The organism is Xanthomarina spongicola (genome assembly GCF_003148645.1).
GTDB lineage: Bacteria > Bacteroidota > Bacteroidia > Flavobacteriales > Flavobacteriaceae > Xanthomarina > Xanthomarina spongicola.
In genome coordinates this window covers 45,566-71,119 of the sequence record NZ_QGGP01000009.1, presented here as the reverse complement: position 1 = coordinate 71,119, position 25,554 = coordinate 45,566, and the positions used below count along the sequence as shown (strand labels likewise).

General features: G+C 31.5%; 29 protein-coding genes and 1 pseudogene. 12 read left to right on the top strand and 18 right to left on the bottom strand.

Annotation, left to right across the window (positions count from 1 at the left end; translation table 11 throughout):
• Positions 1-980 (bottom strand): annotated as a pseudogene (locus LX78_RS13710) (hypothetical protein); the annotation flags it as partial.
• 544 nt (positions 981-1,524) lie between these two features.
• On the opposite strand from LX78_RS13710, the gene LX78_RS13705 reads away from it, so the two are divergent.
• From LX78_RS13705 to LX78_RS13670, 9 genes are all read left to right on the top strand, one after another.
• Entirely contained in the window at positions 1,525-3,297 is a 1,773-nt protein-coding gene (locus LX78_RS13705; RefSeq protein WP_109683344.1) for an ABC transporter ATP-binding protein, read from the top strand.
• A gap of 36 nt (positions 3,298-3,333) precedes the next feature.
• A complete protein-coding gene (locus LX78_RS13700; protein ID WP_109683343.1) occupies positions 3,334-3,948 on the top strand; it encodes a DEAD/DEAH box helicase in 615 nt (204 codons plus the stop codon).
• 99 nt (positions 3,949-4,047) lie between these two features.
• Entirely contained in the window at positions 4,048-5,148 is a 1,101-nt protein-coding gene (locus tag LX78_RS13695; protein ID WP_109683342.1) for a sensor histidine kinase, read from the top strand.
• Between the two features lie 3 nt (positions 5,149-5,151).
• Positions 5,152-6,480 (top strand): sigma-54-dependent transcriptional regulator, encoded by a 1,329-nt coding sequence (locus LX78_RS13690; protein WP_109683341.1) that lies wholly within the window; start codon positions 5,152-5,154, stop codon positions 6,478-6,480.
• Between the two features lie 182 nt (positions 6,481-6,662).
• On the top strand, positions 6,663-6,857 hold the full coding sequence (locus tag LX78_RS14730; RefSeq protein WP_146192589.1) for a hypothetical protein: 195 nt from the start codon (positions 6,663-6,665) through the stop codon (positions 6,855-6,857).
• An 11-nt stretch (positions 6,858-6,868) separates the two neighbouring features.
• Positions 6,869-8,164: a Glu/Leu/Phe/Val family dehydrogenase gene (locus tag LX78_RS13685; protein ID WP_109683340.1), complete on the top strand. Its 1,296-nt coding sequence runs from the start codon at positions 6,869-6,871 to the stop codon at positions 8,162-8,164.
• Positions 8,165-8,185: 21 nt separating this feature from the next.
• On the top strand, positions 8,186-8,599 hold the full coding sequence (locus LX78_RS13680; protein WP_109683339.1) for a GreA/GreB family elongation factor: 414 nt from the start codon (positions 8,186-8,188) through the stop codon (positions 8,597-8,599).
• On the top strand, positions 8,599-8,976 hold the full coding sequence (locus LX78_RS13675; RefSeq protein WP_109683338.1) for a hypothetical protein: 378 nt from the start codon (positions 8,599-8,601) through the stop codon (positions 8,974-8,976). The genes LX78_RS13680 and LX78_RS13675 overlap by 1 nt, the downstream gene beginning before the upstream one ends.
• A gap of 139 nt (positions 8,977-9,115) precedes the next feature.
• Complete coding sequence (locus LX78_RS13670; RefSeq protein WP_109683337.1) at positions 9,116-9,745, top strand: MarC family protein; 630 nt, start codon at positions 9,116-9,118, stop codon at positions 9,743-9,745.
• A gap of 78 nt (positions 9,746-9,823) precedes the next feature.
• Here LX78_RS13670 and LX78_RS13665 read toward each other — a convergent pair whose 3' ends face one another.
• From LX78_RS13665 to LX78_RS13635, 7 genes are all read right to left on the bottom strand, one after another.
• A complete protein-coding gene (locus LX78_RS13665; protein WP_109683336.1) occupies positions 9,824-10,387 on the bottom strand; it encodes a DUF1579 domain-containing protein in 564 nt (187 codons plus the stop codon).
• Between the two features lie 90 nt (positions 10,388-10,477).
• Positions 10,478-12,019, bottom strand: a complete 1,542-nt coding sequence (locus LX78_RS13660; RefSeq protein WP_109683335.1) for an acyl-CoA carboxylase subunit beta — start codon at positions 12,017-12,019, stop codon at positions 10,478-10,480.
• Positions 12,020-12,025: 6 nt separating this feature from the next.
• On the bottom strand, positions 12,026-13,465 hold the full coding sequence (gene accC, locus LX78_RS13655) for an acetyl-CoA carboxylase biotin carboxylase subunit (RefSeq protein ID WP_109683334.1): 1,440 nt from the start codon (positions 13,463-13,465) through the stop codon (positions 12,026-12,028).
• A 1-nt stretch (position 13,466) separates the two neighbouring features.
• Positions 13,467-13,952 (bottom strand): acetyl-CoA carboxylase biotin carboxyl carrier protein subunit, encoded by a 486-nt coding sequence (locus LX78_RS13650; protein ID WP_109683333.1) that lies wholly within the window; start codon positions 13,950-13,952, stop codon positions 13,467-13,469.
• A gap of 45 nt (positions 13,953-13,997) precedes the next feature.
• Positions 13,998-14,672: a PrsW family intramembrane metalloprotease gene (locus LX78_RS13645; RefSeq protein ID WP_109683332.1), complete on the bottom strand. Its 675-nt coding sequence runs from the start codon at positions 14,670-14,672 to the stop codon at positions 13,998-14,000.
• A gap of 18 nt (positions 14,673-14,690) precedes the next feature.
• Positions 14,691-15,281: an NUDIX hydrolase gene (locus LX78_RS13640; RefSeq protein ID WP_245881538.1), complete on the bottom strand. Its 591-nt coding sequence runs from the start codon at positions 15,279-15,281 to the stop codon at positions 14,691-14,693.
• Positions 15,282-15,431: 150 nt separating this feature from the next.
• Positions 15,432-16,520, bottom strand: a complete 1,089-nt coding sequence (locus LX78_RS13635; RefSeq protein ID WP_109683330.1) for a M42 family metallopeptidase — start codon at positions 16,518-16,520, stop codon at positions 15,432-15,434.
• Between the two features lie 113 nt (positions 16,521-16,633).
• Between LX78_RS13635 and LX78_RS13630 the strand changes: the two genes are divergently transcribed.
• Positions 16,634-17,296, top strand: a complete 663-nt coding sequence (locus LX78_RS13630; protein WP_109683352.1) for a DUF4294 domain-containing protein — start codon at positions 16,634-16,636, stop codon at positions 17,294-17,296.
• On the top strand, positions 17,284-17,928 hold the full coding sequence (gene trhA, locus LX78_RS13625; protein ID WP_170109856.1) for a PAQR family membrane homeostasis protein TrhA: 645 nt from the start codon (positions 17,284-17,286) through the stop codon (positions 17,926-17,928). The genes LX78_RS13630 and trhA overlap by 13 nt, the downstream gene beginning before the upstream one ends.
• Positions 17,929-17,993: 65 nt before the next feature.
• Here trhA and LX78_RS13620 read toward each other — a convergent pair whose 3' ends face one another.
• From LX78_RS13620 to LX78_RS13605, 4 genes are all read right to left on the bottom strand, one after another.
• A complete protein-coding gene (locus tag LX78_RS13620) occupies positions 17,994-18,770 on the bottom strand; it encodes a T9SS type A sorting domain-containing protein (RefSeq protein ID WP_109683329.1) in 777 nt (258 codons plus the stop codon).
• Positions 18,771-18,901: 131 nt separating this feature from the next.
• Positions 18,902-19,330: a DUF4268 domain-containing protein gene (locus LX78_RS13615; protein ID WP_109683328.1), complete on the bottom strand. Its 429-nt coding sequence runs from the start codon at positions 19,328-19,330 to the stop codon at positions 18,902-18,904.
• 5 nt (positions 19,331-19,335) lie between these two features.
• On the bottom strand, positions 19,336-20,010 hold the full coding sequence (locus LX78_RS13610; RefSeq protein WP_109683327.1) for a ZIP family metal transporter: 675 nt from the start codon (positions 20,008-20,010) through the stop codon (positions 19,336-19,338).
• 51 nt (positions 20,011-20,061) lie between these two features.
• Positions 20,062-20,793: a class I SAM-dependent methyltransferase gene (locus LX78_RS13605; RefSeq protein ID WP_109683326.1), complete on the bottom strand. Its 732-nt coding sequence runs from the start codon at positions 20,791-20,793 to the stop codon at positions 20,062-20,064.
• 225 nt (positions 20,794-21,018) lie between these two features.
• On the opposite strand from LX78_RS13605, the gene LX78_RS13600 reads away from it, so the two are divergent.
• Complete coding sequence (locus LX78_RS13600; protein ID WP_109683350.1) at positions 21,019-22,176, top strand: THUMP domain-containing class I SAM-dependent RNA methyltransferase; 1,158 nt, start codon at positions 21,019-21,021, stop codon at positions 22,174-22,176.
• A gap of 97 nt (positions 22,177-22,273) precedes the next feature.
• Here LX78_RS13600 and LX78_RS13595 read toward each other — a convergent pair whose 3' ends face one another.
• The 6 genes from LX78_RS13595 to LX78_RS13570 form a co-directional block, all read right to left on the bottom strand.
• Positions 22,274-22,885, bottom strand: a complete 612-nt coding sequence (locus tag LX78_RS13595) for a MarR family winged helix-turn-helix transcriptional regulator (RefSeq protein WP_109683325.1) — start codon at positions 22,883-22,885, stop codon at positions 22,274-22,276.
• A gap of 67 nt (positions 22,886-22,952) precedes the next feature.
• Complete coding sequence (locus LX78_RS13590; RefSeq protein ID WP_109683324.1) at positions 22,953-23,216, bottom strand: DUF2024 family protein; 264 nt, start codon at positions 23,214-23,216, stop codon at positions 22,953-22,955.
• On the bottom strand, positions 23,213-23,929 hold the full coding sequence (locus tag LX78_RS13585; RefSeq protein ID WP_109683323.1) for a hypothetical protein: 717 nt from the start codon (positions 23,927-23,929) through the stop codon (positions 23,213-23,215). Before LX78_RS13585 ends, LX78_RS13590 begins: the two co-directional genes overlap by 4 nt.
• A gap of 16 nt (positions 23,930-23,945) precedes the next feature.
• Positions 23,946-24,179: a thioredoxin family protein gene (locus LX78_RS13580; RefSeq protein ID WP_109683322.1), complete on the bottom strand. Its 234-nt coding sequence runs from the start codon at positions 24,177-24,179 to the stop codon at positions 23,946-23,948.
• A gap of 130 nt (positions 24,180-24,309) precedes the next feature.
• The gene (locus LX78_RS13575) at positions 24,310-25,041 is read right to left on the bottom strand and encodes a DUF6048 family protein (RefSeq protein WP_109683321.1); all 732 of its coding nucleotides are present in this window, start codon (positions 25,039-25,041) and stop codon (positions 24,310-24,312) included.
• Complete coding sequence (locus LX78_RS13570; RefSeq protein ID WP_109683320.1) at positions 25,007-25,537, bottom strand: DUF6452 family protein; 531 nt, start codon at positions 25,535-25,537, stop codon at positions 25,007-25,009. The genes LX78_RS13575 and LX78_RS13570 overlap by 35 nt, the downstream gene beginning before the upstream one ends.
• Positions 25,538-25,554 lie beyond the last annotated feature (17 nt).

Sequence of the window (25,554 nt, the reverse complement as noted above, 5' to 3'; positions counted from 1 at the left end):
TGAGACACAGTAACCGAACCACCACAATTATCAGTAGCTGTAGGAGCTGTTAAAGAAGTAACAGAACATTCAGCCGTAATATTCGGTAAAGACCCAAGGCTAGGTGTTGGATCAGTAACATCATCAATAATCACATTTTGATTTTGCGTAGTTGTATTTCCATTTCCATCATCATAGGTCCAAGTAATTATATATATTCCTTGAGTATTGTATGAAGTTGGATCTGTTGTTGTTCCTGTAATCGTTCCTGAACAGTTATCCGTTGTAGTTGGGGCCGTAGCTGTTGCTGAACATTGTCCGGTTACATCTGTAAGAATTGGAGTTACAGGAGGAGTATTATCAATAACATTTACTACAGCATTACATGTAGCTAAATTTCCATTTACATCTTCAATTGAAAGTGTAACATTATTTAAGCCTATTTCATTGCATGTAAATGTGTTGGGAGTAACGTTTTGAGACGCTAAGTTAAGACCACAAGCGTCAAATCTCCAAGTTCTAACATCAGAAGGTACTATAGATGCATTCCCAGAAGCATCCAAATAAACATCAATATTCTGACAGGTTAAATTTGGAGCGACTAAATCTTGAACAGTTACCAAAGCAGTACAAGAATCACTTAAGCTAGTAAGGCTATTAGTGACAGTTAAAGTAACAGTAACTGGTGAACCAATATCTGAACATGAAAAATTTGAAATATCAATTGAAAAAACATCTCCAACACTATTCCCATCATCAATATCAGTAGCAACTATTGAAATATTTCCAGTTGCATCTAAATAGACAGTGATATCCTGACAGCTAGCAATTGCTAAAGGAAGTGCTGAATTATTAGGTTCAATTGAACCATAATTATCTAAATAATTAATAAACTCGACTGTAGGTTTACTAAATGAAGAACTATAGATGTTTTTAGATAAGCTGATTTGGCTTATAAACATTAAGGTTACAATAAGTAAATAAAAAGTAATTTTTTTCATACTCACATAGTTAAAAGTTATTGGGGCGTCAAACTATTTAACTAATATCAAGCCTAAATTTTTAATGGATTAATGAACAAAAGCCTAATATTTGAAAATAGTTTGCTATTAACTGTTCGAGAGGGATAAACGAAAATATTGTGTTATGTTACCAAGAACAAATATACTCGTTAAAATACATTTTTCTTCTTTGATTATCATAAAACAATCAATATGAGTAAGTTAATTGAAGAGTTTATTCAAAAATATTTAATATTTTTATATTTAATCAACTTGTAAAATTATCCAATTAACTTAAATCATATTTTAAATTCTTATAATAGCTTAACACTATGCAATTATATGTAATAAAATTGATAAAAACTAAAAATAATTGCATTTCGTCGGATTTTTTTGCAATACACGGATGTTTCTTGTGTTGAAAACTAATATAATTAAACTAAATTTTCGACTTTTGTTAAAATGTCATGTAATAAAACATGGCATATTAATTGACTATCTTTTAGCTTCAATTTAGGCTTTAAAGCCTTTCACTAACTAACAAATGAAACACCTTCAGAATAAAACAAATACAACTACAAAAAAGAAGTCTAAAGTAACTATGGCACAGGCCTTTAAAACCATAATCTGGCCTAGGCGTAATTTGGTGTTTATTGGTTTAATACTTATTGTTTTAAGTAGACTGTCAAGTTTGGTCTTGCCATGGAAAAGTAAAGCGTTATTAGACGATGTGATTCCAAATAAAGATTACGATCAATTATATAATCTCTTATTAATAGTTGGTATTGCCATTTTAATACAAGCTGTTACTTCTTTCTTACTTACCAAATTATTAAGTGTTCAGGCACAATATTTAATTAGCGAATTGCGAGCGCAAGTTCAGAAAAAAGTATTGTCCTTACCTATTAGTTTTTTCGATAATACTAAGTCTGGCGTTCTTGTATCAAGAATTATGACAGATGTAGAAGGTGTAAGAAACCTTATTGGAACTGGGTTAGTACAAATGGTAGGAGGAACTATAACAGCAGTTATATCGTTAATTCTTTTAATAAATATTAGCTGGTCTATGACACTGTTTGTATTAGTTCCTGTTGCTATTTTTGGGTTTATTGCCCTTAAAGCCTTTGGATATATTAGACCAATTTTTAGGAAACGAGGTGTTATAAACGCTGAGGTAACAGGTCGTTTAACAGAGACTTTAGCAGGAGTAAGAGTTATTAAAGCTTTTAATGCTGAAGAACAAGAAAATAAAACTTTCGAAGTAGGAGTGGAGAGACTTTTTCAAAATGTAAAAAAGAGCTTGACAGCTACAGCTTTTATGACGAGTTCTTCGACGTTTTTATTAGGAATTGCTTCAACAGGCATTATGGGAATTGGTGGTTATAAAATAATGACTGGCGATTTAACCGTTGGAGACTTCTTGTCCTTCACCTTATTGTTAGGTTTTATGATTGCACCAATTGTTCAAATGAGTAATATTGGAAGTCAGCTAACCGAAGCCTTAGCAGGACTTGACAGAACAGAAGAGTTGATGAACATGGAAGCTGAAGCTGACGATGAGAATAGAACTATTGAATTAAAAAACTTAAAAGGCGATTTGGTTTTTAATGATGTGTCATTTTCTTACGAAGCTGGTAAAGAAGTACTTCATAATATTAGTTTTAATGCACCATCAGGCTCTGTTACAGCATTAGTTGGAAGTTCTGGCTCAGGAAAATCGACCATAGCTGGATTATCTGCAACTTTTTTAAATCCTAAAGCTGGAAAAATAACAATAGATAATCACGATTTGTCTAAAGTTAATTTAAATAGTTACAGACAACATTTGGGTGTGGTTTTACAAGACGAGTTTTTGTTTGAAGGAACTATTAGAGAAAACATTTTGTTTCCAAGACCTAATGCTTCAGAAGAAGAGTTAATACAAGCAGTTAAGGCAGCTTATGTTGATGAGTTTACAGATAGATTTGACGATGGTTTAGATACGCTTATTGGCGAAAGAGGCGTAAAACTATCTGGAGGACAGAGGCAGCGTTTAGCCATTGCAAGAGCTATTTTAGCAGACCCAAAGATGATTATCCTAGATGAAGCCACTTCAAACTTGGATACGGAAAGCGAAGGATTAATTCAAAAAAGTTTAGCAGAATTAACAAAAAACAGAACTACCATTGTTATAGCACATAGATTGAGTACAATAAAAAAAGCAGATCAGATTTTAGTTATAGAAGCAGGACATATTGCAGAACGTGGTACACATGATGAACTGATAGCCAAAGAAGGCCGTTATTACGACTTATATACCTACCAAGCTAAGATTTAATATTCCTATCTTTGTAATTCAATTTAAAAATAACAGATGTCTTTTAAAAAATTAATTGAACCACTTAAAGATGCTTTAAAAGTACAGGGTTTTGAAGCACCTTTGCCATTCCAGAAAAAATCTCTTTCAAAAATAAAAGGAGGAGCCAATGTGTTCGGTATTGCTCCAAAAGGTTCAGGAAAGACAACAGCTATGGTTTTAGGCGTTGTCCAAAAATTAGAAGGGAAAGCTGTAGATGAAGCTCCTAGAGCTATTATTTTTGCAAAAGATAAAGAGGCTGTTTTGGAATTGTATCGTGAGTTTAGAAAGTTTACTTCCAGAACAGATTTACGTGTGTATTGTGTTTACGAAGAACATAATATAGATGCCCAAAGAGATGATATTTACGATGGTATAGATATATTAATCACCACACCTAAGCGTTTTAATAAGTTGTTTTTTATGAATAACGTAAATGTTAGAATGCTGCAAATGTTTGTAGTTGATGATGCCGAATTCTTATTTCGTGGCTCTCATTTAAGTGATGTTTCCCGTTTACCAGAAAGTTTGGAACGTTGTCAATACCTTGTTTTTTCTACTAAATACGATGAACGTTTTGATAGATGGCAAGAGAAGTTTATGTTTCATCCTCAAATGGTAATGGTAAAATAAAGACTTAGGTTGAGTATGATTGTTGTGCCAAATATGTGATTTTATAAACGTTTAAGAATCACAGAATATTATAACCTTACATTTTTAAAAGTTGAAAGTATGTCACCATTAATTACAGCAGAAGATAAGTTAAAAGAACGTATTAAGGAACTTACATGTCTATATAACGTGAGTTCTTATATAGCAAATTCAGACTTAGATAATCTAAAACCTACTTGGCAAGCCATAACCTATAGCCTACAAGAAGCCATAAGGTATCCAGAAGAAGCTTCAGTAGAACTTAAAATTAATGAAGATTTAATTTCTATCGGGACATACACAGATGATAAAGTATATATTCTTTCAGCCATAAAAGCCTTTAATAAACCTATTGGCTCTATAAAAGTGGGTTATTCAAAATTAAAATATAATGAGAATAGCTTTTTAAATGAAGAAATCCAGCTACTAAATAAGGTTGCTTTAGAAATTGGAAATTTGATAGAGCGAAAGCAAATTATTGAAAATGAAGCTTTAGCAAAACGACAGATTGAAAGAGCAGATAGATTAGGTATTTTAGGAGAAATTACAGCTGGAATTGCCCATGAGCTTAATACTCCATTAGCCAACATTTTAGGATACACAGAGCTTTTAAAAGAGCAATTTGAAGAGGATAATCCTGTTGCTAAAGATTTGGATAAAATAATTAATAGTGCCATTTTTTCTCGAGAAGTGGTAAAAAAACTCATGTTTTTTTCTTGCGATATGCCACAACAAATGGAATTAAGAAATATTGTACCAATTATCAAAGATGCTATTGGGCTGCTTAATCCTAATTTTACAAAAAAGAACTTATCCTGTCAGCTTCAAATTGATAAAAAGGAAATCTTATTACGTGTAGATGCCATTCAATTAACTCAAGTACTATTTAATTTGGTTATTAATGCCATTTATTTTTCGCCACAAGATGGAGTAATAAATGTTATAGTTTCAGATACAGAAAATCAAGTGTTATTAATAATTTCAGATGAAGGTCCAGGTATTCAAATAGACAATTCCGAAAATATTTTTAATCCATTTTTCACAACCAAACCAGTAGGAGATGGGTCTGGACTTGGATTAAGTGTGGTTCATGGCATAGTTAAGAGTCATAGAGGTAATATAAGATTTGATGCAAATAAACCTAAAGGGACTATTTTTACTATTACACTTCCAAAAAACTAACCTATGGGCTTAAATAAAGAAAATATTTTGTTGGTGGACGATGATGTAAATATCTTAGAACTTCTTCAACGTCATTTACAGTCTTTAAATTACCATACGTATAAAGCTATTTCTGTAAAAGAAGCCATTGAGATTTTAAAGGGCAAATCGATAGACTTATTGATCACAGACCTTAAAATGCCAGGAGTAGATGGATTAGAACTCGTAAAATATGTTTCAGAACATTACCCAGACATTCCAAAATTAGTAGTTACTGGATACCCTTCTATTGATGGTGCATTAGAAGCTATGAAATCTGGAGTTATGGATTATTTAACCAAACCATTTACAAAAGAAGAGCTCAAGAAAGCGGTTATGAAATCTTTTGAATTAAAACCTATTAAAAAAACACAATCTGAGTCATTGAAAAGTAAAGAAACTGATTCATATGGTGAATTGATTGGTAATTCGGAAGCTATAAAAAAAGTAACCGAGGTAATAGAACGCGTTAAGAACAATAAGGCAACCGTTTTTATTTCTGGAGAAAGTGGTACAGGGAAGGAGCTTGTTGCACGTTCCATTCATTATATGGGAAAATATGCCAGAGCTCCATTTATTGCAGTAAACTGTGGTGCCATACCAGAGAATCTTTTGGAAGCTGAATTGTTTGGTTATACAAAAGGTGCTTTTACTGGAGCTAACGACAATAGAAATGGGTTTTTTCAAGCAGCAAATAATGGTACTTTGTTTTTAGACGAAATTGGTAATGCTTCCATGGCAACACAATTACGATTGCTGAGAGTATTGCAAGAAAAGGAAGTTACCAGAGTAGGCTCTCAAAAAGTTGAAAAGGTAGATGTTAGGGTTGTTGCAGCAACAAATATTAATCTAAAGGAACTTATTGATAAAGGTAAATTTAGAGAAGATTTATATTATAGATTAACTGTTGTACAAATACATGTACCACCTCTAAGAGAACGGATTGAGGATGTTTCTTTATTAACCGAAAAATTCTTATTTAAATATGGAGTAGAGTATAAAGACAGATTGATTAAAATCTCATCTGAAGCTCTACAAGTATTAGAACGTTATTCATGGCCTGGAAATATTAGAGAACTAGAAAATGTTATTCAACGAGCAGTAATAATGAGCGATAAAGAAATAGAAATAAAAGATCTTCCAGAACATATAAAATACAAAATCGATTTCCCTAATGAAGACGGGCTATTAACTTTAAAGGAGATTGAAAAAAAACATATACTTAAAGTATTGGCAGCAACAAACAATAATAAAAGCCAAGCAGCAAAAATTCTTCAAATAGATAGAAAGACACTCAGCGAAAAATTAAAATAGTCTTTTTTTAATTGCGTAGATTTTCCTCAAGTGGGTAAAAATTACCCAGTCCTATCCTTTTATAAAATTATATTTATTTATTTTAAAACACTGATACACAGTTAATTATAATTTATTTTTAAAATAATTTATAAAGTTGGCACAAGAGTTGTCTTAAGTGGTATGAATTAAAAAATGAATTTATGAATACTTTGGATAGAAGTTTATGTAGAACATGTAGGTACGTAGATTCCTGTAGTTTAACATCAAACAAAAGCTTTATTTGGTCTTGTAGCGAATATGAATTAGCTGAAAGCCCAAAAGAAAACAATCAACCCCTAACATTAACAAAAGAGTTCGATCTAAAAACTGAAGAACGATTAGTTGAACTTATCTAAAAAGCAAAACAATGACATTAGTTAAAGAATTAAAAGTTAAAAAACAGCCTAAGCAAGGTATGTTAGAAAATGTATTAAAACAATTTAATACAGCAGCAGATTTAGTTAATTTAAACCCAAACATTAAAAAAATTCTAGAAGTAACAAATAACGAATTAATAATTCATTTTCCAGTGAGAATGGATAATGGTAATGTAGAAATTTTTAAAGGTTATCGTGTACAGCATAATAATGCATTAGGACCATACAAAGGTGGTTTACGTTATCATCCAACAATCGATATAGACTCTGTTAAGGCTTTAGCTATGTGGATGACTTGGAAAACTTCTTTAGCTGGACTTCCTTATGGAGGCGCAAAAGGTGGTATCCAAATGGATCCAAGTAAATATTCTGCTTCAGAATTAGAGCGTATTACAAGACGTTTTACTTATGCACTTGGAGAGAACATAGGACCAGAACACGATATTCCAGCACCAGATGTTAACACAAACGCACAAACTATGGCATGGATTGCAGATACTTACATGTCTACAAAAGCACCATCTGAGCGTTCAAAAAATCAGCATGTTGTAACTGGAAAGCCAATTGGATCTGGAGGTTTAGAAGGACGAGATAGAGCAACTGGTTATGGTGTTTATTTGTCAATTAAATTTTGGGCAAAAAACAAAAAAATTGAATTGAAGAACAAAACTTTTATTGTTCAAGGTTTTGGAAATGTTGGCTATTGGGCAGCTCATTTTTTAGAGTTAGATGGAGCTAAAATGGTTGGTGTACAAGATGCCTTTGGTAGTATTAGTAACAAGAAGGGTATTTCTGTGGAGCAATTATTTGAATATACTAAAGCCAATAATGGTAGTATAGTTAATTACCCAAATTCTAATGCAATTTTAAAAGAAGATTTCTTTGGAGTTGATTGTGATATATGTATTCCTGCAGCATTAGGAAATCAAATTACAGAAGAAAATGCACCAAAAATAAAAGCATTTTTAGTAGCAGAAGGAGCTAATGGTCCAACAACAGTTGAAGCAGAAAAAATACTATTAGAACGTGGTATTGAGGTTATTCCTGATATTCTGTGTAATTCTGGAGGAGTTATAGGAAGTTATTTTGAATGGCTTCAAAACAGAAATGGAGAACTTTGGGAATTAGAAGAGATACTAGTAAAATTAGAAAAGAAATTAAAAGAAGTCTTTAAAAAGGTTTTACAAGCATCAGAAAGCAAAGGTTTAGACATGAGGTCTGCAGCATATTTTATTGCTATAGAACGAATAGAAAAAGCTTATATACAACGAGGTATTTTCCCTTAATTAATTTTAAATTTTATAACTATGAAATATGGTAGCATAATATTAGAAAAGAAAGAATTTGTAACTCTTAAGAGACTTATTAACTTATCTGGAAACTATAAGGAAGAAGCACGAAACAAATCAGTTTTGAGGTTACAAAAAGAATTGGAAACAGCAATTGTTTCAGATGAAGAAGAGATTCCAAACGATATTATTAGGTTTAACTCAATTGTTACAATAGAATCTAATGATGGATGGTCAAATACGTTTCAATTGGTTTCTCCAACTGAAAGTAATTATTCAGATAAAAAAATATCTGTACTTACACCAATGGGATCTGCTGTAATAGGTTATGCTAAAGACGATGTTATTCAGTGGGAATTTCCTGGAGGCGTAAAATCGTTAAAAGTAGTAGAAGTAAAACAAAATAATTTTAATAAACAATATCAATTATAATGGAAGCACTAACACATTATGCGCATGAAACAGATGAGCAGGTTTTGCATAAAAAAAGAACTCAAGAAATAAACATTTGGATTTCACATCTAAATTATATTACTAATGAATGTGATTGGTTAGCTAAAATAGCATCTAATATAATAAAGGATAGAGATTTAAGAGACTTACTTTTGGAAAAATCTGAGATTAACTCTTCGTTATTAAATGAGCTTTATAGTTATAGAAATACATTAGATAGTTTTCACGAATGTAATGACCTAGATTGCGATTTGTATTATATCGATTTGCATGATACTATTTGCAAGAAATATATAAAACATCTAGAAAATTATAGATCAGTAAAAGATCAGGTATTTTTTAAAATATTATCATAGATAAAAGTTTTGTTAGTTGGTTGTGTAAGCCATGAGAGTTTAATTATTCTTGTGGCTTACTTTTTTACATTTTAATGATTTTATATTAAATGTTGCTTAACTTTGCCAACTGAAACAAATAATACATTTATTTAAAAACATGGAGTTATTTTTAATAAGTTTTGGAGCCCTATTTTCTATTATGAACCCTTTAGGGACAGTTCCAATATTTGTTGGGTTAACTAACGATTATTCAAAAAAAGAAAGAGCAATTACTGCTTTTTGGACTGCTATAGATGTCTTTGCTATACTAATACTCTCTTTTTTTGCAGGAAAATTTATTCTTTCCTTTTTCGGAATTAGTTTAAACGCCCTAAAGATTGCTGGTGGTCTTATTATAGCTACATCTGGTTTTGCATTATTAACAGGTAAGTTTAGAGAGCATAAAGGAATTAAACGAGATCGTGTACAGGAAATTATTGATAATAGAGATCCTATTTCACTAACACCTTTAGCCATACCTATGTTGGCAGGTCCTGGAACTATTTCTTTACTGATAGCTTATAATCAGGAATATACATTAACTCAAGATATTTTAATTATTCTAGGAGCCATTTTAACAGCTTCAATATCAATTTATATAATTTTAAAAAGCGCTCATTTTATTGTCAAATTTCTTGGAGCTTCAGGAATTAATGCTTTATCCAGAATTATAGGATTTATCGTTATTGCAATTGGTGTGGAGTATATATTATCTACTGTAGTATCTGTTGTGAAAGGTTTAATGTAGAATAATGTTTATTAAAACATAAAAAACCTTCTTTAGTTTTAGATTAAAGAAGGTTTTTTTATGAATATATTTTGCTAACTACTTTTTTCTATTGTAATTAATTTCCATGTTTTTTATTTCTTTACCATCTAGTATCATGTACATAACAAAATTGTGGCTGTCTTCAGAAGTTTTTGTAAAAACTTCTCGAATTTGCAAGTTATTTCCAGTAGCAGGATCTATCATATTACCTTCTAATGTTAAAACATTGGTTTCTGGATTGTATTGTCCTTCTAAAAACATAATACTACTTCCAAAATTGTCTATCCAGATGGCTAAAAACTTGTTTTGAGCCTTATCATAACCTGTAATTGCTTCTCCAGTAAAAGGCATTCCCATCATATTTCCTGTATGAGAAGACCTTTGGTATAAACCACCCATTATCATTTCATTTACTGTTGTAGCTTTTGATATGTTTGGAGGTTGAGAAGGATCCATCCACATAGTAACTGTAGCATCCCATTCTCCATTCATGGATGCTAGCCATTCGTGATGCTCTCCAGGAGTCATATTATCCTGCCAGGCTTTCATTTCTTCTGGTGTTTGAGAATAAGACGATAAGCCTAATAACAAACAGATGCTTGTAATAATTATTTTTTTCATAATTCTAGTGTTTTAGTTAATTATTATAAAAATACTAATTAATATACTAAATTGACAATCAGAGCATTATTAATTTAACACAATCAATATTTATAAAGGAATGTTTCCATGCTTGCGTTTTGGTTTAACAACCTCTTTGTTTTCAAGCATAGAAAATGCTTTAATTAATTTACGTCTGGTATCTTCTGGAAGGATGACTTCGTCAATAAAGCCACGTTCTGCTGCACTATATGGATTGGCAAATAACTCGGCATATTTTGCCTCTTTTTCTTTCCATTTTTCTTCTTTATTTTCAGCAGCATTAATTTCTTTTTTGAAAATTATTTCAGCAGCACCTTTAGCTCCCATTACAGCAATTTCGGCACTTGGCCATGCAAAATTCATATCTGCTCCAATGTGTTTAGAGTTCATAACATCGTAAGCACCACCATAAGCTTTTCTAGTAATAACAGTTACTCTAGGCACAGTAGCTTCACTAAATGCATAAAGTAATTTGGCACCATGAACAATAATACCATTCCATTCCTGATCTGTTCCAGGTAAGAATCCTGGGACATCTTCTAGTACTAAAAGGGGAATATTAAAGGCATCGCAAAAACGAACAAAACGAGCTGCTTTTTTCGAACTGTTCACATCTAAAACACCAGCTAAAAACATGGGTTGATTGGCAATAATCCCAATACTTCGTCCTCCAAGTCTAGCAAAACCAACGATGATATTTTCTGCATGGTCTTTATGAATTTCATAAAAAGAGTCTTCATCAATAATACCACTTATAACATGATGCATGTCGTAAGGTTTGTTAGGATTATCTGGAACGATATCTGAAAGACTTTCTCTAATTTCATCTTGGAATTCATACGAAAGTAGCCTAGGAGATTCTGTATTATTTTGTGGTAAATAGCTTAATAGTTTTTTTACATCTTCTAAACATTCAACATCATTTGACGATGTTTTATGAGCCACACCAGATTTGGTAGAATGTGTACTGGCACCTCCTAATTCTTCACTTGAAACTTCTTCGTTAGTTACTGTTTTTACAACATTTGGACCAGTAACAAACATATAACTAGTATCTTCAACCATAATTGTGAAATCTGTCATAGCAGGCGAATACACTGCTCCACCAGCACAAGGACCCATAATTGCTGAAATTTGAGGAATGACTCCAGATGCTTGAACGTTTCGGTAAAAAATATCTGCATAACCTCCAAGCGATCGAACGCCTTCTTGAATACGTGCTCCACCAGAATCGTTTAAACCAATTATTGGAGCTCCAACCTTTACAGCTAAATCCATGACTTTGCATATTTTTTCAGCATGCGTTTCGGATAAAGAACCACCAAATACGGTAAAATCTTGCGCAAAAATATAAACCAATCTACCATTAACAGTCCCATAGCCAGTAACAACACCATCTCCATAAAATTGTTGTTTTTCCATGCCAAAATCTTTAGTTCTGTGTGTTACTAAAGCACCAATTTCTTCAAATGAGCCTTCGTCTAATAAATACATAACACGTTCTCTTGCTGTCAGCTTTTTCTTTTCGTGTTGTTTATTTATACGTGTTTGTCCACCACCTAAATAGGCTTGATTTAGTTTTTCGTTGAGGTTTTTTATTTTGGATTCCATATATTTTTAATTAGGCAAGCGTAATAATTTTTGATCTTCTATATACTGCTTAACTGCAAGATAAGCTGCTATTTTTGCTTCATTTTCATGTTTTGCTTTTAGAGCTTCAGGAGAATAATAATTCTTAACAAAATGAGTGTCAAAATGCCCAGATTTAAAAGCTTCGTGTTCGCAAACAAAAGTTCCAAAAGGCAAAGTGGTTTGGATGCCTTTTATATGATAATTTTCTATGGCTTTTATCATAAGCTGAATGGCTTCGTCTCTTGTATCTCCATATGTAATTAGTTTAGATAGCATGGGATCATAATAGATAGGAATGTCCATGCCTTCTTCAAAACCATTATCTACACGAATGTTTTTACCAACAGGCAATTTATATACTTCTAAATTCCCAACACTTGGTAGAAAATCGTTTAAAGGATCTTCTGCATATACTCTTAATTCTAATGCATGACCTTTTATTTTTAAATCTTCTTGTTTTATTGGAAGGATTTCTCCACGAGCTATTCGAATTTGTAATTCAACTAAATCTGTTCCTGTGATTAATTCGGTTACAGGGTGTTCTACTTGCAAACGTGTATTCATTTCTAAGAAATAGAAATTTAGATTTTCATCTAATAAAAACTCTACTGTTCCAGCTCCAAGATAATCGCAGGATTTTGCTACTTTAATAGCAGCTTCACCCATTTTTTTGCGTAATTCTGGGGTTAATACAGATGAAGGAGCTTCTTCTACTACTTTTTGATGACGACGTTGAATACTACATTCGCGTTCAAATAAATGAATAACGTTACCATGAGCATCTGCCATCACTTGGATTTCGATATGTCTAGGTGATGTCACATATTTTTCAATAAACACAGAACCATCTCCAAAAGCCGAAGTTGCTTCGCTAATGGCACGATTTATTTGCGATTCGAATTCAGATTCTTTTTCAACAACACGCATCCCTTTTCCACCACCTCCAGCTGATGCTTTTATAAGAATAGGAAAACCAATGTTTTTTGCTATTATTTTTGCTTCAGCAATATCTATAATTGCTTCATCTGTTCCAGGAACCATGGGAATGTTATAGGCTTTAACAGCTTCTTTAGCTGCTAATTTTGAACCCATAATTTTTATGGCTTTAGATTTTGGACCAATAAAAATGATGTTGTTTTTTTCGCATAATTCAGCAAAATGGGCATTTTCACTTAAAAAACCATAACCAGGATGTATTGCATCTACATTTAAACTTTTTGCGACTTCAATAATTTTGTCTCCTAATAAATAGGATTGATTAGAAGGTGCTTCACCAATTAAAACAGCTTCATCTGCATATTTTACATGTGGCGCATGTCTATCTGCTGTAGAATATACTGCAACCGTTTTTATGCCCATTTTTTTTGCAGTTCGCATCACACGAATGGCAATTTCTCCTCTGTTTGCTACTAGTATCTTCTTCATGTTATTCAAATTCTATTAAAAGTTGATTTTTATCTACTGCAGCACCTTTGCTAACCGAAATAGATTTAATAATTCCATCTCTAGGAGAGGTTATTACATTTTCCATTTTCATAGCTTCTAAAATTAGAAGTGCATCATCTTCTTTTACTTCTTGACCAATACTTACATTAATATCCAGAATCAATCCAGGCATAGGAGCTTTAACATCATTTACTTTTTTAGTAGCACCAACTTCAAATCCCATGTCTTTAATTAATACATCTAAATCATCGTTAATAGCAACTATATACGTGTTGTTATTAATACTTATAGTGTATGTTTTATTATTGAAATCTTGATTAATAATCTGCGCATTATAGGATTTGCTTTTTTCAAGAATATGGAATTTTTGATTTTCATGAGAAATAGCATCAAACTCCTTTATTTTTTCAGAATCAACGTCAAAATCGAAAGAATTATTGACTTTAACTTTAAATATTTTGGACATAATTTTTTATTGAGATGTAAATATAATTATTAAAAACAGAAATGGTTATGCTTTAAACTTAGAAATTTGTTGGTGATAAATAATCGCTTTTCTTGCTAGAATTAATCCTATAATTAATGATATAAAGGCACCAATCCAAATACCAGGAATAAAGTCTATAAAAAGAAAGAAATCGTAAGCACCATGAAATAGAACTGCTAGAAAAAGACCTAATAAATTATAAACTATTTTGTTATTAGAGAACTTTGCTTTTCCCATAAAATATCCCATTAAGACACCAAATGTTGCATGAGCTGGTACTGCAGTAAAGGCTCTCATTAAAGCTACTTGATAACCACCTTCTATTACATATAATATATTTTCGGTTGCTGCAAAACCCATGGAGACCATAACAGCATACATAATACCATCGAAAGGTTCGTTGAATTCTTTATTAGTTTGTGCAAAGTAGCGTACAATAATGTATTTACTAAATTCTTCTATAAGAGCAACTACTAGAAAAGCTTTAAAAAATTGTTGTGTAATGCTAAATTCGTCTTTTAAAGGAAAAAGAATATCTGCACCTAAATATAAGATTGTAGTTATTAAAACACTAACTATCGCGCCTAATAAGAAATTATATAATAATAATCTTCTAGGTTCTTTTTCGTATTCGTCTTTTAAATATATGTAAAGAATAATTACAAAAACAGGTGCTATTGCAAGGAGTAATAAATTCATAAATTGAAAATAGGAAATTTATAATTGTTGTAAGATATTTTCTAAAACAATTTGATAATATGTTTTATTTGAAGCTACAAAATGATTGTTATTTTCAGTGAACTGTAATAATTTTTCAAAATCTGAAACAGTAATTAATTTTAATGCTTCAACTTCACCTAGTTGTGGCTTTAAGTGTTTTAATGAGACTTTTAATTCAACTATAAATGTATGATGAAATTCATTATCAATAAGCCCATTTTCATAGGTTTGAAAACACGGAAAAACACCAATTTTATGTAAATCTGTTTCAAAAATAGTTAAACCTATTTCCTCTTGAGTTTCTCTAATAGCAGCTTGTTCTATAGTCTCGCCAGCATCTACATGACCAGCAACAGACACATCCCAAAGTAATGGGCGAATTGTTTTTGAAGCTGCACGTTGTGCTAATAAAATGCCACCTTCTGTTGTGTAAAACCAAATATGAGCTGTGTTATGATAATATCCTTTAGAATGAATTACAGACTTTAAGGCAGTATTGCCAGTAGGTTTTTGATTTTTAGTTATAATGTCTATGAATTCATCGGTCATAATAAATGAGGTTATCTGAAAAGCTAAAACTATCGTCATTCTGAATTATTTCAGAATCTCATCCTAATTGTTTCTATGATTATAAGAAACTGAAACACCTGTCTGCCGACAGGCAGGAGTTCAGTTTGACGAAAAATATACTTTTTAGACAACCTTCATGATTTTTATTAACAAATGCAGCTTAGCTGCTTATTTAAAATATGAAAAAGTTTCACCTTCTTCAATCTTAAGAAGGGTTTCATAAATAAGTTTAATCACGTTTTCTACGTCATCTCTATGAACCATTTCTACAGTAGTATGCATATAACGAAGCGGTAAAGAAATTAACGCAGAAGCAACACCACCATTGCTATAAGCAAAAGCATCTGTGTCTGTTCCAGTTGCTCTAGAAAGCGCAGAACGTTGAAAAGGAATTTTCTTTTCTTCAGCAGTTTCCGTAATTAAATCTCTAAGTTTTTGTTGAACAGCAGGAGCATAGGCAACAACAGGCCCCAAACCAAGTTCTAAATGACCTTCTTTTTTCTTGTCGATCATTGGAGTAGTCGTGTCGTGCGTTACATCTGTTACAATAGCCACGTTTGGTTTGATAGTTTGAGTAATCATTTCAGCACCACGCAACCCAATTTCTTCCTGAACAGAATTGGTAATGTATAATCCGAAAGGTAAGGTTTTTTTGTTTTCATGGAGTAAACGTGCTACTTCAGCAATCATAAAACCTCCCATTCTGTTGTCTAAAGCACGACAAACAAATTTATCTTTATTTAAAATGTGGAATTCGTCTGGATAGGTTATTACACAACCTACATGAACACCCATTTTTTCAACTTCAGCTTTATCTTTGGCTCCAATATCAATGGTAATGTTGTCAGGTTTTGGAGTTTCTTCTTTGGCTTTATCTCTAGTATGAATTGCTGGCCAACCAAAAACACCTTTTACAATGCCTTTTTTAGTATGAATATTTACAATTTTACTAGGTGCAATTTGATGATCGCTTCCACCATTTCTAATTACATAAATCAAACCATTGTCTGAAATATAGTTTACATACCATGAAATTTCATCAGCATGACCTTCAATAACTACTTTGTATTTTGCTTTTGGATTAATAACACCAACAGCAGAGCCATAGGTGTCTGTAATAAACTCATCTACATAAGGTTTGAGGTAGTTCATCCAAATTTTCTGACCTTCCCATTCGTAACCCGTTGGTGCTGCATTGTTTAAATATGATTCTAAAAAATCGATTGATTTTTTGTTTAAGATGCTCTTTTTTGCCATGTTTAAATATTTTGCACTAAAATAATAATATTAATACTATTTTAAGGTTAATGCTTAGGTAAATTATTAATTTTACCAATGTATTTGGAATGATTTTAGATATAATTTCAGAAATGAAAAAAATAGTTTACTTACTTTTAATTTTACCTCTTTTTGCTCAAAGTCAAATTGATTCTCTTGATACGGATGATTCTGATGTTGAGTACATTATTATTGAAGGAGATTCCATACCACACACTGCTATTAATTTAGATGAAGTATTACTCTTACATAAACTTAAATTTGATAGTAAAGAAGATAGAAAGCGCTATTTAATTTTAAGAAGAAAAACAATTAAAGTGTATCCTTATGCGAAATTAGCAGCTGATAGATTGGAATCTTTAAACGAAAGAATAGACCATATAAAGAAGAAAAGCGATCAAAAAAAATATGCTAAATTAATTCAACGTTATATTGAAGATGAATTTGCTGAGGAATTAAAGCAATTAACCAGAACTGAAGGTCAGATTTTAGTCAAACTTATTTATAGACAAACAGGAGAAACAACTTTCGATTTAATTAAAAGATTACGAAGTGGTTGGAGAGCTTTTTGGTTTAATAGTACAGCAAATCTGTTTAATATTTCTTTAAAAGAAACCTTTGATCCTGAAAACAATAAGGAAGATTATTTAATTGAAGATATTCTGCAAAGAAACTTCCAAAGTGGTTTGCTTGAGAGACAAGATGCTGCTATAAAATTTGATTTCTTAGAATTGACTGAAAAATGGCTGAAATAAAAAACATATACACGCAAAGTGTTGGTGAGGAAAGATTAAATGCCTTAACTCATGGTATTGGAGCTTTATTGGGAATTGCAGCTTTAATATTACTTATTGTTTTTAATACAGATAAAACAGATTGGAGTTTGTTTAGCGTGGTTGTTTATGGACTATCTATTATCATTCTGTTTAGTTCCTCCACTTTATATCATGCAGTTCAAGCAGAAAAACAAAAACACTATTTTAGAATTATAGACCATATTAGTATTTACTTATTAATAGCTGGAACTTATACTCCTGTAGCTTTAATTGCTTTAGAGCAAAGTAAAGGTTGGCCTATATTTTGGGTAGTTTGGGGAATTGCATTATTAGGATTGATATTGAAATTATTTTTTACTGGAAGATTCGAAGTATTTTCTGTCATGTTATATCTAATTATGGGATGGCTAATAGTCATTGATTTTTCTAATCTTGCAGATTATATAGGGAGTAATGGGACTCTCATGCTATTTGCTGGAGGTTTGTTTTACACTTTAGGTATTGTATTTTATGCTGTCAATAAAATACCTTACAATCATGTTATCTGGCATGTATTTGTGTTAGGTGGAGCCATTTGCCATTTTTTATTGGTGTTTTTTTATGTGATTTAGCGTGTTTTTGTAAGTAGGCTAGAACCAAGCAATTATTTTTACGGTGTTGGGCGCCGATTTCTTAATCAATTTTTTATAATTCGTTTAAAACCATTCCCCTTTGTCGATTCCCAGGTCATTAGGTAGGCACCATTGTCAAGGAAAGACAAATCGATCATACTGGTTCCAACATCAATGTTTTGAGTGAATAAAACTTGACCTAATAAGTTAAATATTTTTAAGACTAATTTGTCTGCGTTTGATGATACAAATAATGAAGAATTGACTGGATTGGGATATACGTTAAAGACAAGTAAATTATTATCCTCAATCGACAAAGGTTGGTTCATGTTTGACAAGAGAACGAGTTCAAATATTGGTACGTGCAAACAGCCATATTCAAAAGCATCTATAATTCCATAAGTTTCGAAACCTATACCTTCGATTAGCTTGTAGACATTATCTAATACGAAGAATCGTAAATTTTCCATACCATAGAAGTCACCGTACTCTATTGATGTAATTTCCCTTAATTGATCTAAAACCCAAATACTGTCACCAACATTTTTGCTAAAGTCATAATGTAAATATTCATTTCCTTCCGAGATTCCATATACCTTTCTTTCTATAGGATCTTCTCTTAAGTATGTTGTACATCCATTGTGAGAAGCAACTATCTGATAATATGTTTGCCCTTCAATCTCAACAAAGTTAATAGGTTCAATATCAAATGAATAGCTATCACCAGTATCATTGTAGAGAAACATATTCCAAGTTTTATTCAATTCTAATAATGGAGTATAATCTTGTCCGTAGCAATAGCTTGTTATCCATAAGAAAAAAATGATTATTCTATACTTCATAATATTAATTTTTAAGCAAAGACTGGCAACAACGTTATATTATAAACTTTTTAATTGTATATATCTGTTGTATCTGCCTATCGGCAGACTATAACGAAGTTAGCCTATTTTTCTCACAATGTCAAGGTTAGTTAGCCCTTAATAATATCTTGGTATTCCTCAAAGAAGGCTTCAAATTTACTCATGGTTTCATTAAAGAATTCCATAACTATTCTCCAGGATTTTTTATTATGAATGGATGCAGATGCATCTAATAGCACATAGATTCTAGAAATTTCTTTGCCATTTTCTAAAAAGTATTCTTCTTCAAAAATAATTTCAGGAAGAAAATCATCAATGATAATCGATTTTAAAGCCAGTAATTTGCCCCAATGATTAATACGATCTTCAAGATCGTCTTCAAGGTCTAATGCGACTAAAGCTAGTTTTGTGTCGAAATGAAATTTCAAGCTTAAGCCTTTAATTTTCGTATCGTATAGAATCCACTTTCTTGGAAACGATTTCCCGAAACTGGTCCAAAATTCTTGTTTTAATAGTCTAGACTCTTCTTTACTAAACATGTTAATTAAATTAAATAAGCAATGGCTACACCAAATAAAATGGCTAATAATTTCGACATATTAAATTTATGTCCTTCGCTACTTTCAAACAAAATAATAGTTGAAATATGGAAAAAGATACCAATAACTATGGCATTTATCACATTAATATAATTTTCTGCTAAAGAGGTGTTATTAGAAATAAAAGTTCCAAGAGGAGTCATAGCTGCAAAGAAAATTAAGAAACCTGCAATCTGTAATTTACTATAATTAGATTGTACTAAAAAGCTAGTAATTAAAGTGGCAATAGGTATTTTATGAATTAGTACACCATAAACCATATCGTTATGTTGATGAATAGGAAACCCTTCTAAAAAGCTATGAATACACAAACTAATAAATAACAACCATGGAAACTGGCTACTATTTTTATGAATGTGGATATGTCCATGTTCGGCACCTTTAGAGAAAAACTCTAATATTATTTGCAACAATATACCAAACATTATAAACAATCCTGTTTGTTTGGCATCTAGATGATGGTACACTTCTGGTAATAAATCGAAAAGAGTTAAAGCCAATAAAAAAGCACCACTAAAAGAGAGTAGGAGTCTAGTGAATAAACTTCGTTTTTGCTTTAAAACTAAAACAATTAAAGCGCCAAGAAGAACAGCAAATACAGGTAATAAGTATTTAATCATATGTTATTTAAAACTCAGAAATCTGAGTGTAATTTAATGCCGATTATCGGTCTATTTAAAAATCATTACAAGTCGTTCAGAGGTGTTTTTATCAAACTTACGCAATTTATAATCGCCAAAAACATCTAACAAATGGACGCCAGCTTGTTCGAAAAGCACTTCGAAATCTTTTAAATTTAGCACTCTTACTTTTTCTTGAAACGTATAGGTTTCTCCTTTATCTTCAAAAGAAATATCTTTAATTAAGTAACCTTCTTTTACATAACGTTTTTGGTGAAATTCAATTCCTTCAACCGTTTTCGAGTCTTCAGGTACTAAATTATTTATCACATAATCACTATTCATAAAATCGATAACTCCAAAACCAAATTCGTTTAAATCTGCTTGTATGGCTTGTATGGTTCTTAAATTATCTGCTTCATCTTCAAAGTAACCAAAACTAGTAAAAAGGTTAAAAACAGCATCAAATTTTTTATTGTAAGGTTTACACATATCATGAACCTCAAAATGCAAAGTCTCATTTTCAAATTGTTTGGCGTATGCAATACTGTTTTCAGACAAATCAACTCCAGTAACATGGTAACCTAAAGAATTTAAATACACAGAATGCCTTCCTTTTCCACAAGCCAAATCGAGTATTTTTCCATCTTCAGGCAGATTTAAATAATTGGTAAGATTATCCATAAACAACTGCGCTTCATCATGATCTCTGTCTTTATATAAAATGTGGTAATATGGCGTGTCAAACCATGAAGCATACCATTTTGTAGTGTTTTTATTCATATCTATTTCCTACCAAAGTAGAAATATTATTTTATTTCTGGAGGTTCCTCTACTGCGTTTTTACTTCGTAGAGTCAGGCTTTCGCAAGTTGCTTTTTTATTGTTGACCTTTTTATCTCGCTCAAGTAAACAATAAAAAGAGCTCCAACAATTGCTCAATCCTTAACCCAATTAATTTAAGTTGCCACAAAAATACTGTATTTTTGCAATCTATTTAATGTCTGCAATGGAGAATAATTTTAAAATGGTTGCCAAAACCTTATTTGGCTTTGAAGAACTACTAGCAAAAGAACTTACCCAACTTGGTGCTCAAGATGTAAAAATTGGCGTACGAAATGTTAGTTTTACAGGAGATAAAGGCTTTATGTACAAGGCAAATTTGGCATTGCGTACTGCTATTAAAATTTTAAAACCTATTGAAACGTTTAAGGTTAGAGACGAAAAAGATTTATACGATAAAATCTATAAGATGTCTTGGGAAAACTATTTAAAACCAACAGGCACTTTGGCTGTAGATGCTACTATTAATTCTCAAGTGTTTTCTCATTCCCTTTATATTGCGCAAAAAACTAAAGATGCTGTTGTAGATAAGTTTAGAGATACCACAGGACAAAGACCAAATGTGGATTTAAAGTTTCCAGACTTAAAAATCAATGTACATATAGATAGAGAGATTTGTCATATTTCATTAGATTCCTCAGGAGATTCTTTACATAAACGTGGATATAAAACAGCCACGAATATTGCTCCAATAAACGAAGTACTTGCAGCTGGATTAGTTATGCTTTCTGGTTGGGATGGACAGAGTGATTTTATGGATCCTATGTGTGGAAGTGGAACTATCTTGGCAGAAGCAGCTATGATTGCGTGTAATATTCCTCCTAACTTAATGCGAAAAGAGTTTGCTTTCGAGCGTTGGGCAGATTGGGATGTGGAATTGTTTGAAAAAATTGAAGAATCGCTTTTAAGTAAAACAAGAGATTTTCATTATAAAATAATGGGTTACGATAAATCACCTTCAGCTGTAGCAAAAGCAATTGATAATATTAAAAATGCCCATTTAGAAGAATTTGTATCCATAAAACATGAAGATTTCTTTAAGACTCAAAAAGCAGGAGAAGACAAACTTCATATGGTTTTTAATCCTCCTTATGGAGAGCGTTTAGATATTGATATGGAGGAATTCTATAAAAATATTGGCGATACACTTAAACAAGGATATCCTGGAACAGATGCATGGTTTATTACTTCTAATTTAGATGCGCTTAAACATGTTGGTTTGCGTCCTTCAAGAAAAATACATTTAGTGAATGCCAAGCTGGAAGCAAGATTAGTTAAGTATGTTATGTATGAAGGTAGCAAGAAAGCAAAGTATAATAACTAGGATTCAGTAATTAGTAATCAGTAGGGAGTTTACAATGATTAGTATTTAGTCTCAGTTTTCAGAGATTAGTTACTGTTTCTTTTTAGATATTTAGTTTTTATGAAATTTTCCTAGCATCAAACTCTGGACAATCTATTCTAATATCTGAATTCTGTAATTCTTTTTCCAATAAGTTACAATAGTGGGTGCCATGACTTTCTTTGTAGAATTTGCAGCCAAAACAAGTTCTTTGTACTGTAAGAATTCCAGTCTGGTTTAATTTATAGATTACTTGGCTTAAAGTATGAAACAAATCGTTAAGTCTATTTTCTTCTATGGAATCTAATTTCGATTTTATAGGATTGGCAAAATCTTCAGTTTTCTTAATAATATCTTTTCCAGCTGGTGTTAGTAAAATGGAATAGCTTCTACTATCTGAAGATGAAAAATCTTTTTCAATATAACCCTTATTTAAAAGTGCACGTACAGCATCACTTATTGTAGGTTTTGTAATGTTAAATTCCTTAGATAAATGACTTACATTACAAAGTTCTAGTTTATGGTATGCCACAAAGATTAATATTTGTATTTGAATAGGACTTAAGCCAAATTCCTTTGCTTTGTCCCAAAGAAGCACTTTAAAAGATTCAGAAATACGCTCTAGAGCAACAATAATTTTGCTTGATGTATTTTGGTTTTGAAAATCTGGATTAAATATAGAATCTGCCATAAGTATTATTTATAAAATTGCCTATCAAGAAGCTACTTGATAGGCAAAGTTAGTCATCCTAATTAAATTAGTTGCAATGTTCCATTTCAATAATATGAAATCCAGCCTTTTCAATGTTAATGATAATTGCTTCAGTGGCTTGTTCTATATGGCAAAACTGACATTCGTTAGAAGTCAAATTGCCTGTTTTAAAAGGTTTTGCTTTTAAATAGGTTCTACCATATTCAAAAATGGTTTTTTCATCAACAATATTATTAGGCACTAAAATATCAAAGTGCATGATTAAACCATCTTCTCTATGGACATAGGTATCCCAAACTGCTACTTTCATCTTTCTACTTTATAAGGTAAAGATAAGTCGCCACTAGCTACGCTATATACATTGTAAACACCAAGCATTGGTAAATCTGGGTTACTTGTATTAACTTTTAAAAAAGCAGTAACTCCATCAAAATTAAAATCTTTTTTGTTGTTTATACGATAGTCTGGTATAACAACTGTTATTGAATTAGCTTTTGTTGTTACTTGAAATCCTGGTGAATCCATGTACATTGGCATTCCTGGATTGGTAGGAGGTAAGGTAACAGATGTGTCGCCTTTTTTAAATTGTTTAACAGCTAAGCCTCCACCAACATTATTATTTGTAACTAAAACGACCCAATGAGGATGCCAAATTATACCATCATTTAGATAGTTTTTATCAGAATTCTCATCCCAAAGAGGTGTGTCATCAAAATCTGGATGAGACGTTAAAGCTAAAGCTACAATCCCTTCTGTTTTGTTAAACCCAACATCTGTTGGATCTAAATTTGTTGGGAATACATAGCCTAAAACTGGAGCTCCATCTAATTGACCAGCTTTAACAGGTGTTGTTTCTCCTGCATTTCCTTTAACTTTTATTGTCCAAACGGTTAATGAAAGTTCTTCTTTATGCGACACTTGTACAGTTTCAATTTCGAAATTTTCTCCATTGTAGACAGGCTCTTGAGCTATGCTGTTAAATGTAATAAAGAAGATTAGTAATAGGATTTTTATTTTTTTCATTTTAATAGTTTTTATATTATCCTTTTACATCTGCCATAGAAGCACCATAATTAATATGAAGTACTTTTCCATTAGGTGTTACCATTGCTGGTACCGATTTTACGCCTGCTTTTTCGGCTTCCTCAATCCTGTTTCTGGTTTCTCCTATATTAACTACTTCTACATTGCTTTTTCCAACTAGTTCTACAATATCGTGTTCAGCACTTATACAAACTGGACATCCTGCGTGATAAAAAATTGATTTACTCATGATCTTAAAAATTAAATTAATGCATTATTGCAAAACAAATATAGTAAGGAATCCTAACTAAATAAAATATATATTGAATTTTAACATTTTTTTTAATAAAATAGGAGTGAATGAAATAAGAAGAAATTATTTATTTATCCTTTTTATAAAAAGGAATCAAGTAAGAAATAGTGTAACCATAACCAAAACCAAAGCCACCACTATCGTACGTTTTATGAAAACCAGGAACATAAATATTTTCAAAATTATCTGGTTGGTCTTGAGACATCATGTATTTAAATTGTGCATTCAATCCAACATAGAGGTTGTTTAATACTTCGGCTTTTATTCCAATAATAAACTCTCCCCAAATAGCAGTTAAGCCACTAAACTCTTGACCTTCGTTAGAGGTGAATTGAGGTGTCCAATATTGGTTTTGCGAATAAACTCCATAACTATTTAAAGTTTGACTAAAGCTACTTGCTGCCACACGAAAACCACCATAAAGCATGTTTTCCATGCCATACCAGTTTTCATATGCATTATAATCTACTCCAGCTTTAAAGTAACTACCTTTAGTTGTAGTATTAAGATAATCGTTTATAGTGGTTTTATCTTCAACTCCAAATTCTCCAGCTAAATACCATTTTCTAGTAAGCCTAAAGTCGGCATTTATTTCAAAGCCTTTATACTCATCATCAATAAAACTTCTAATAATTTTACTTAAATCGCCACCTAAACGAAGGCCATAATTTTCTTTATGTTTTATAGAATCAGTTTTAGTACTTATTATGCTATCGTTTTGTGCTTGGATTGTTCCACAAAAAAAGAGCAAAATAAAAAACGGATTAGTGATATATCTTATAATGTATGTCAGATTCATTTTCTACAGTTTGATTGTCGTTTTCGGCTTGAAGTAATTGGATCCATTTATTTCCATCATCTTCTACAGTAATTACCACATTCTCATAAATGGTTTTATATCCACAAGCACGAGATACATAAATTTCTTTTCTTACATAGCTTACAGTAATTGTATCCGGATTTCCAAGAACATTGCCATTTTCATCCAGTCTATAATTTTTATGTAATATATATTGAGTTGTACTTTCTGTAGTTTTTAATGGTAAATAAGCTTCCTTTTTTGTTATTGCATCATATCCAGGTAAAACGCCTGGATCAGGATCTCCAATTCCAGTAACCTTTAATTTAGTGACATTTTTTGGCGTGTCTGTACTTGGAAAATTGATATCGTAAAAAGCAACATGCATACTAGGAGTCGTCTCTGTAGTTTCAGAACAGATATCGTCTTTTTCACAACTTAAAAGAGATGCAAAAAGTACTAGCAAAGTAATTATTAAAAAGCTATATTTTTTCATTCATAAATAATTAAATG

Bases quoted from the DNA above. Each gene is read 5' to 3' on its own strand.
- LX78_RS13705 (WP_109683344.1), top strand. From the start codon at position 1,525: ATGAAACACCTTCAGAATAAAACAAATACAACTACAAAAAAGAAGTCT.
- LX78_RS13700 (WP_109683343.1), top strand. From the start codon at position 3,334: ATGTCTTTTAAAAAATTAATTGAACCACTTAAAGATGCTTTAAAAGTA.
- LX78_RS13695 (WP_109683342.1), top strand. From the start codon at position 4,048: ATGTCACCATTAATTACAGCAGAAGATAAGTTAAAAGAACGTATTAAG.
- LX78_RS13690 (WP_109683341.1), top strand. From the start codon at position 5,152: ATGGGCTTAAATAAAGAAAATATTTTGTTGGTGGACGATGATGTAAAT.
- LX78_RS14730 (WP_146192589.1), top strand. From the start codon at position 6,663: ATGAATACTTTGGATAGAAGTTTATGTAGAACATGTAGGTACGTAGAT.
- LX78_RS13685 (WP_109683340.1), top strand. From the start codon at position 6,869: ATGACATTAGTTAAAGAATTAAAAGTTAAAAAACAGCCTAAGCAAGGT.
- LX78_RS13680 (WP_109683339.1), top strand. From the start codon at position 8,186: ATGAAATATGGTAGCATAATATTAGAAAAGAAAGAATTTGTAACTCTT.
- LX78_RS13675 (WP_109683338.1), top strand. From the start codon at position 8,599: ATGGAAGCACTAACACATTATGCGCATGAAACAGATGAGCAGGTTTTG.
- LX78_RS13670 (WP_109683337.1), top strand. From the start codon at position 9,116: ATGGAGTTATTTTTAATAAGTTTTGGAGCCCTATTTTCTATTATGAAC.
- LX78_RS13665 (WP_109683336.1), bottom strand. From the start codon at position 10,387: ATGAAAAAAATAATTATTACAAGCATCTGTTTGTTATTAGGCTTATCG.
- LX78_RS13660 (WP_109683335.1), bottom strand. From the start codon at position 12,019: ATGGAATCCAAAATAAAAAACCTCAACGAAAAACTAAATCAAGCCTAT.
- accC (WP_109683334.1), bottom strand. From the start codon at position 13,465: ATGAAGAAGATACTAGTAGCAAACAGAGGAGAAATTGCCATTCGTGTG.
- LX78_RS13650 (WP_109683333.1), bottom strand. From the start codon at position 13,952: ATGTCCAAAATATTTAAAGTTAAAGTCAATAATTCTTTCGATTTTGAC.
- LX78_RS13645 (WP_109683332.1), bottom strand. From the start codon at position 14,672: ATGAATTTATTACTCCTTGCAATAGCACCTGTTTTTGTAATTATTCTT.
- LX78_RS13640 (WP_245881538.1), bottom strand. From the start codon at position 15,281: ATGACGATAGTTTTAGCTTTTCAGATAACCTCATTTATTATGACCGAT.
- LX78_RS13635 (WP_109683330.1), bottom strand. From the start codon at position 16,520: ATGGCAAAAAAGAGCATCTTAAACAAAAAATCAATCGATTTTTTAGAA.
- LX78_RS13630 (WP_109683352.1), top strand. From the start codon at position 16,634: ATGAAAAAAATAGTTTACTTACTTTTAATTTTACCTCTTTTTGCTCAA.
- trhA (WP_170109856.1), top strand. From the start codon at position 17,284: ATGGCTGAAATAAAAAACATATACACGCAAAGTGTTGGTGAGGAAAGA.
- LX78_RS13620 (WP_109683329.1), bottom strand. From the start codon at position 18,770: ATGAAGTATAGAATAATCATTTTTTTCTTATGGATAACAAGCTATTGC.
- LX78_RS13615 (WP_109683328.1), bottom strand. From the start codon at position 19,330: ATGTTTAGTAAAGAAGAGTCTAGACTATTAAAACAAGAATTTTGGACC.
- LX78_RS13610 (WP_109683327.1), bottom strand. From the start codon at position 20,010: ATGATTAAATACTTATTACCTGTATTTGCTGTTCTTCTTGGCGCTTTA.
- LX78_RS13605 (WP_109683326.1), bottom strand. From the start codon at position 20,793: ATGAATAAAAACACTACAAAATGGTATGCTTCATGGTTTGACACGCCA.
- LX78_RS13600 (WP_109683350.1), top strand. From the start codon at position 21,019: ATGGAGAATAATTTTAAAATGGTTGCCAAAACCTTATTTGGCTTTGAA.
- LX78_RS13595 (WP_109683325.1), bottom strand. From the start codon at position 22,885: ATGGCAGATTCTATATTTAATCCAGATTTTCAAAACCAAAATACATCA.
- LX78_RS13590 (WP_109683324.1), bottom strand. From the start codon at position 23,216: ATGAAAGTAGCAGTTTGGGATACCTATGTCCATAGAGAAGATGGTTTA.
- LX78_RS13585 (WP_109683323.1), bottom strand. From the start codon at position 23,929: ATGAAAAAAATAAAAATCCTATTACTAATCTTCTTTATTACATTTAAC.
- LX78_RS13580 (WP_109683322.1), bottom strand. From the start codon at position 24,179: ATGAGTAAATCAATTTTTTATCACGCAGGATGTCCAGTTTGTATAAGT.
- LX78_RS13575 (WP_109683321.1), bottom strand. From the start codon at position 25,041: ATGAATCTGACATACATTATAAGATATATCACTAATCCGTTTTTTATT.
- LX78_RS13570 (WP_109683320.1), bottom strand. From the start codon at position 25,537: ATGAAAAAATATAGCTTTTTAATAATTACTTTGCTAGTACTTTTTGCA.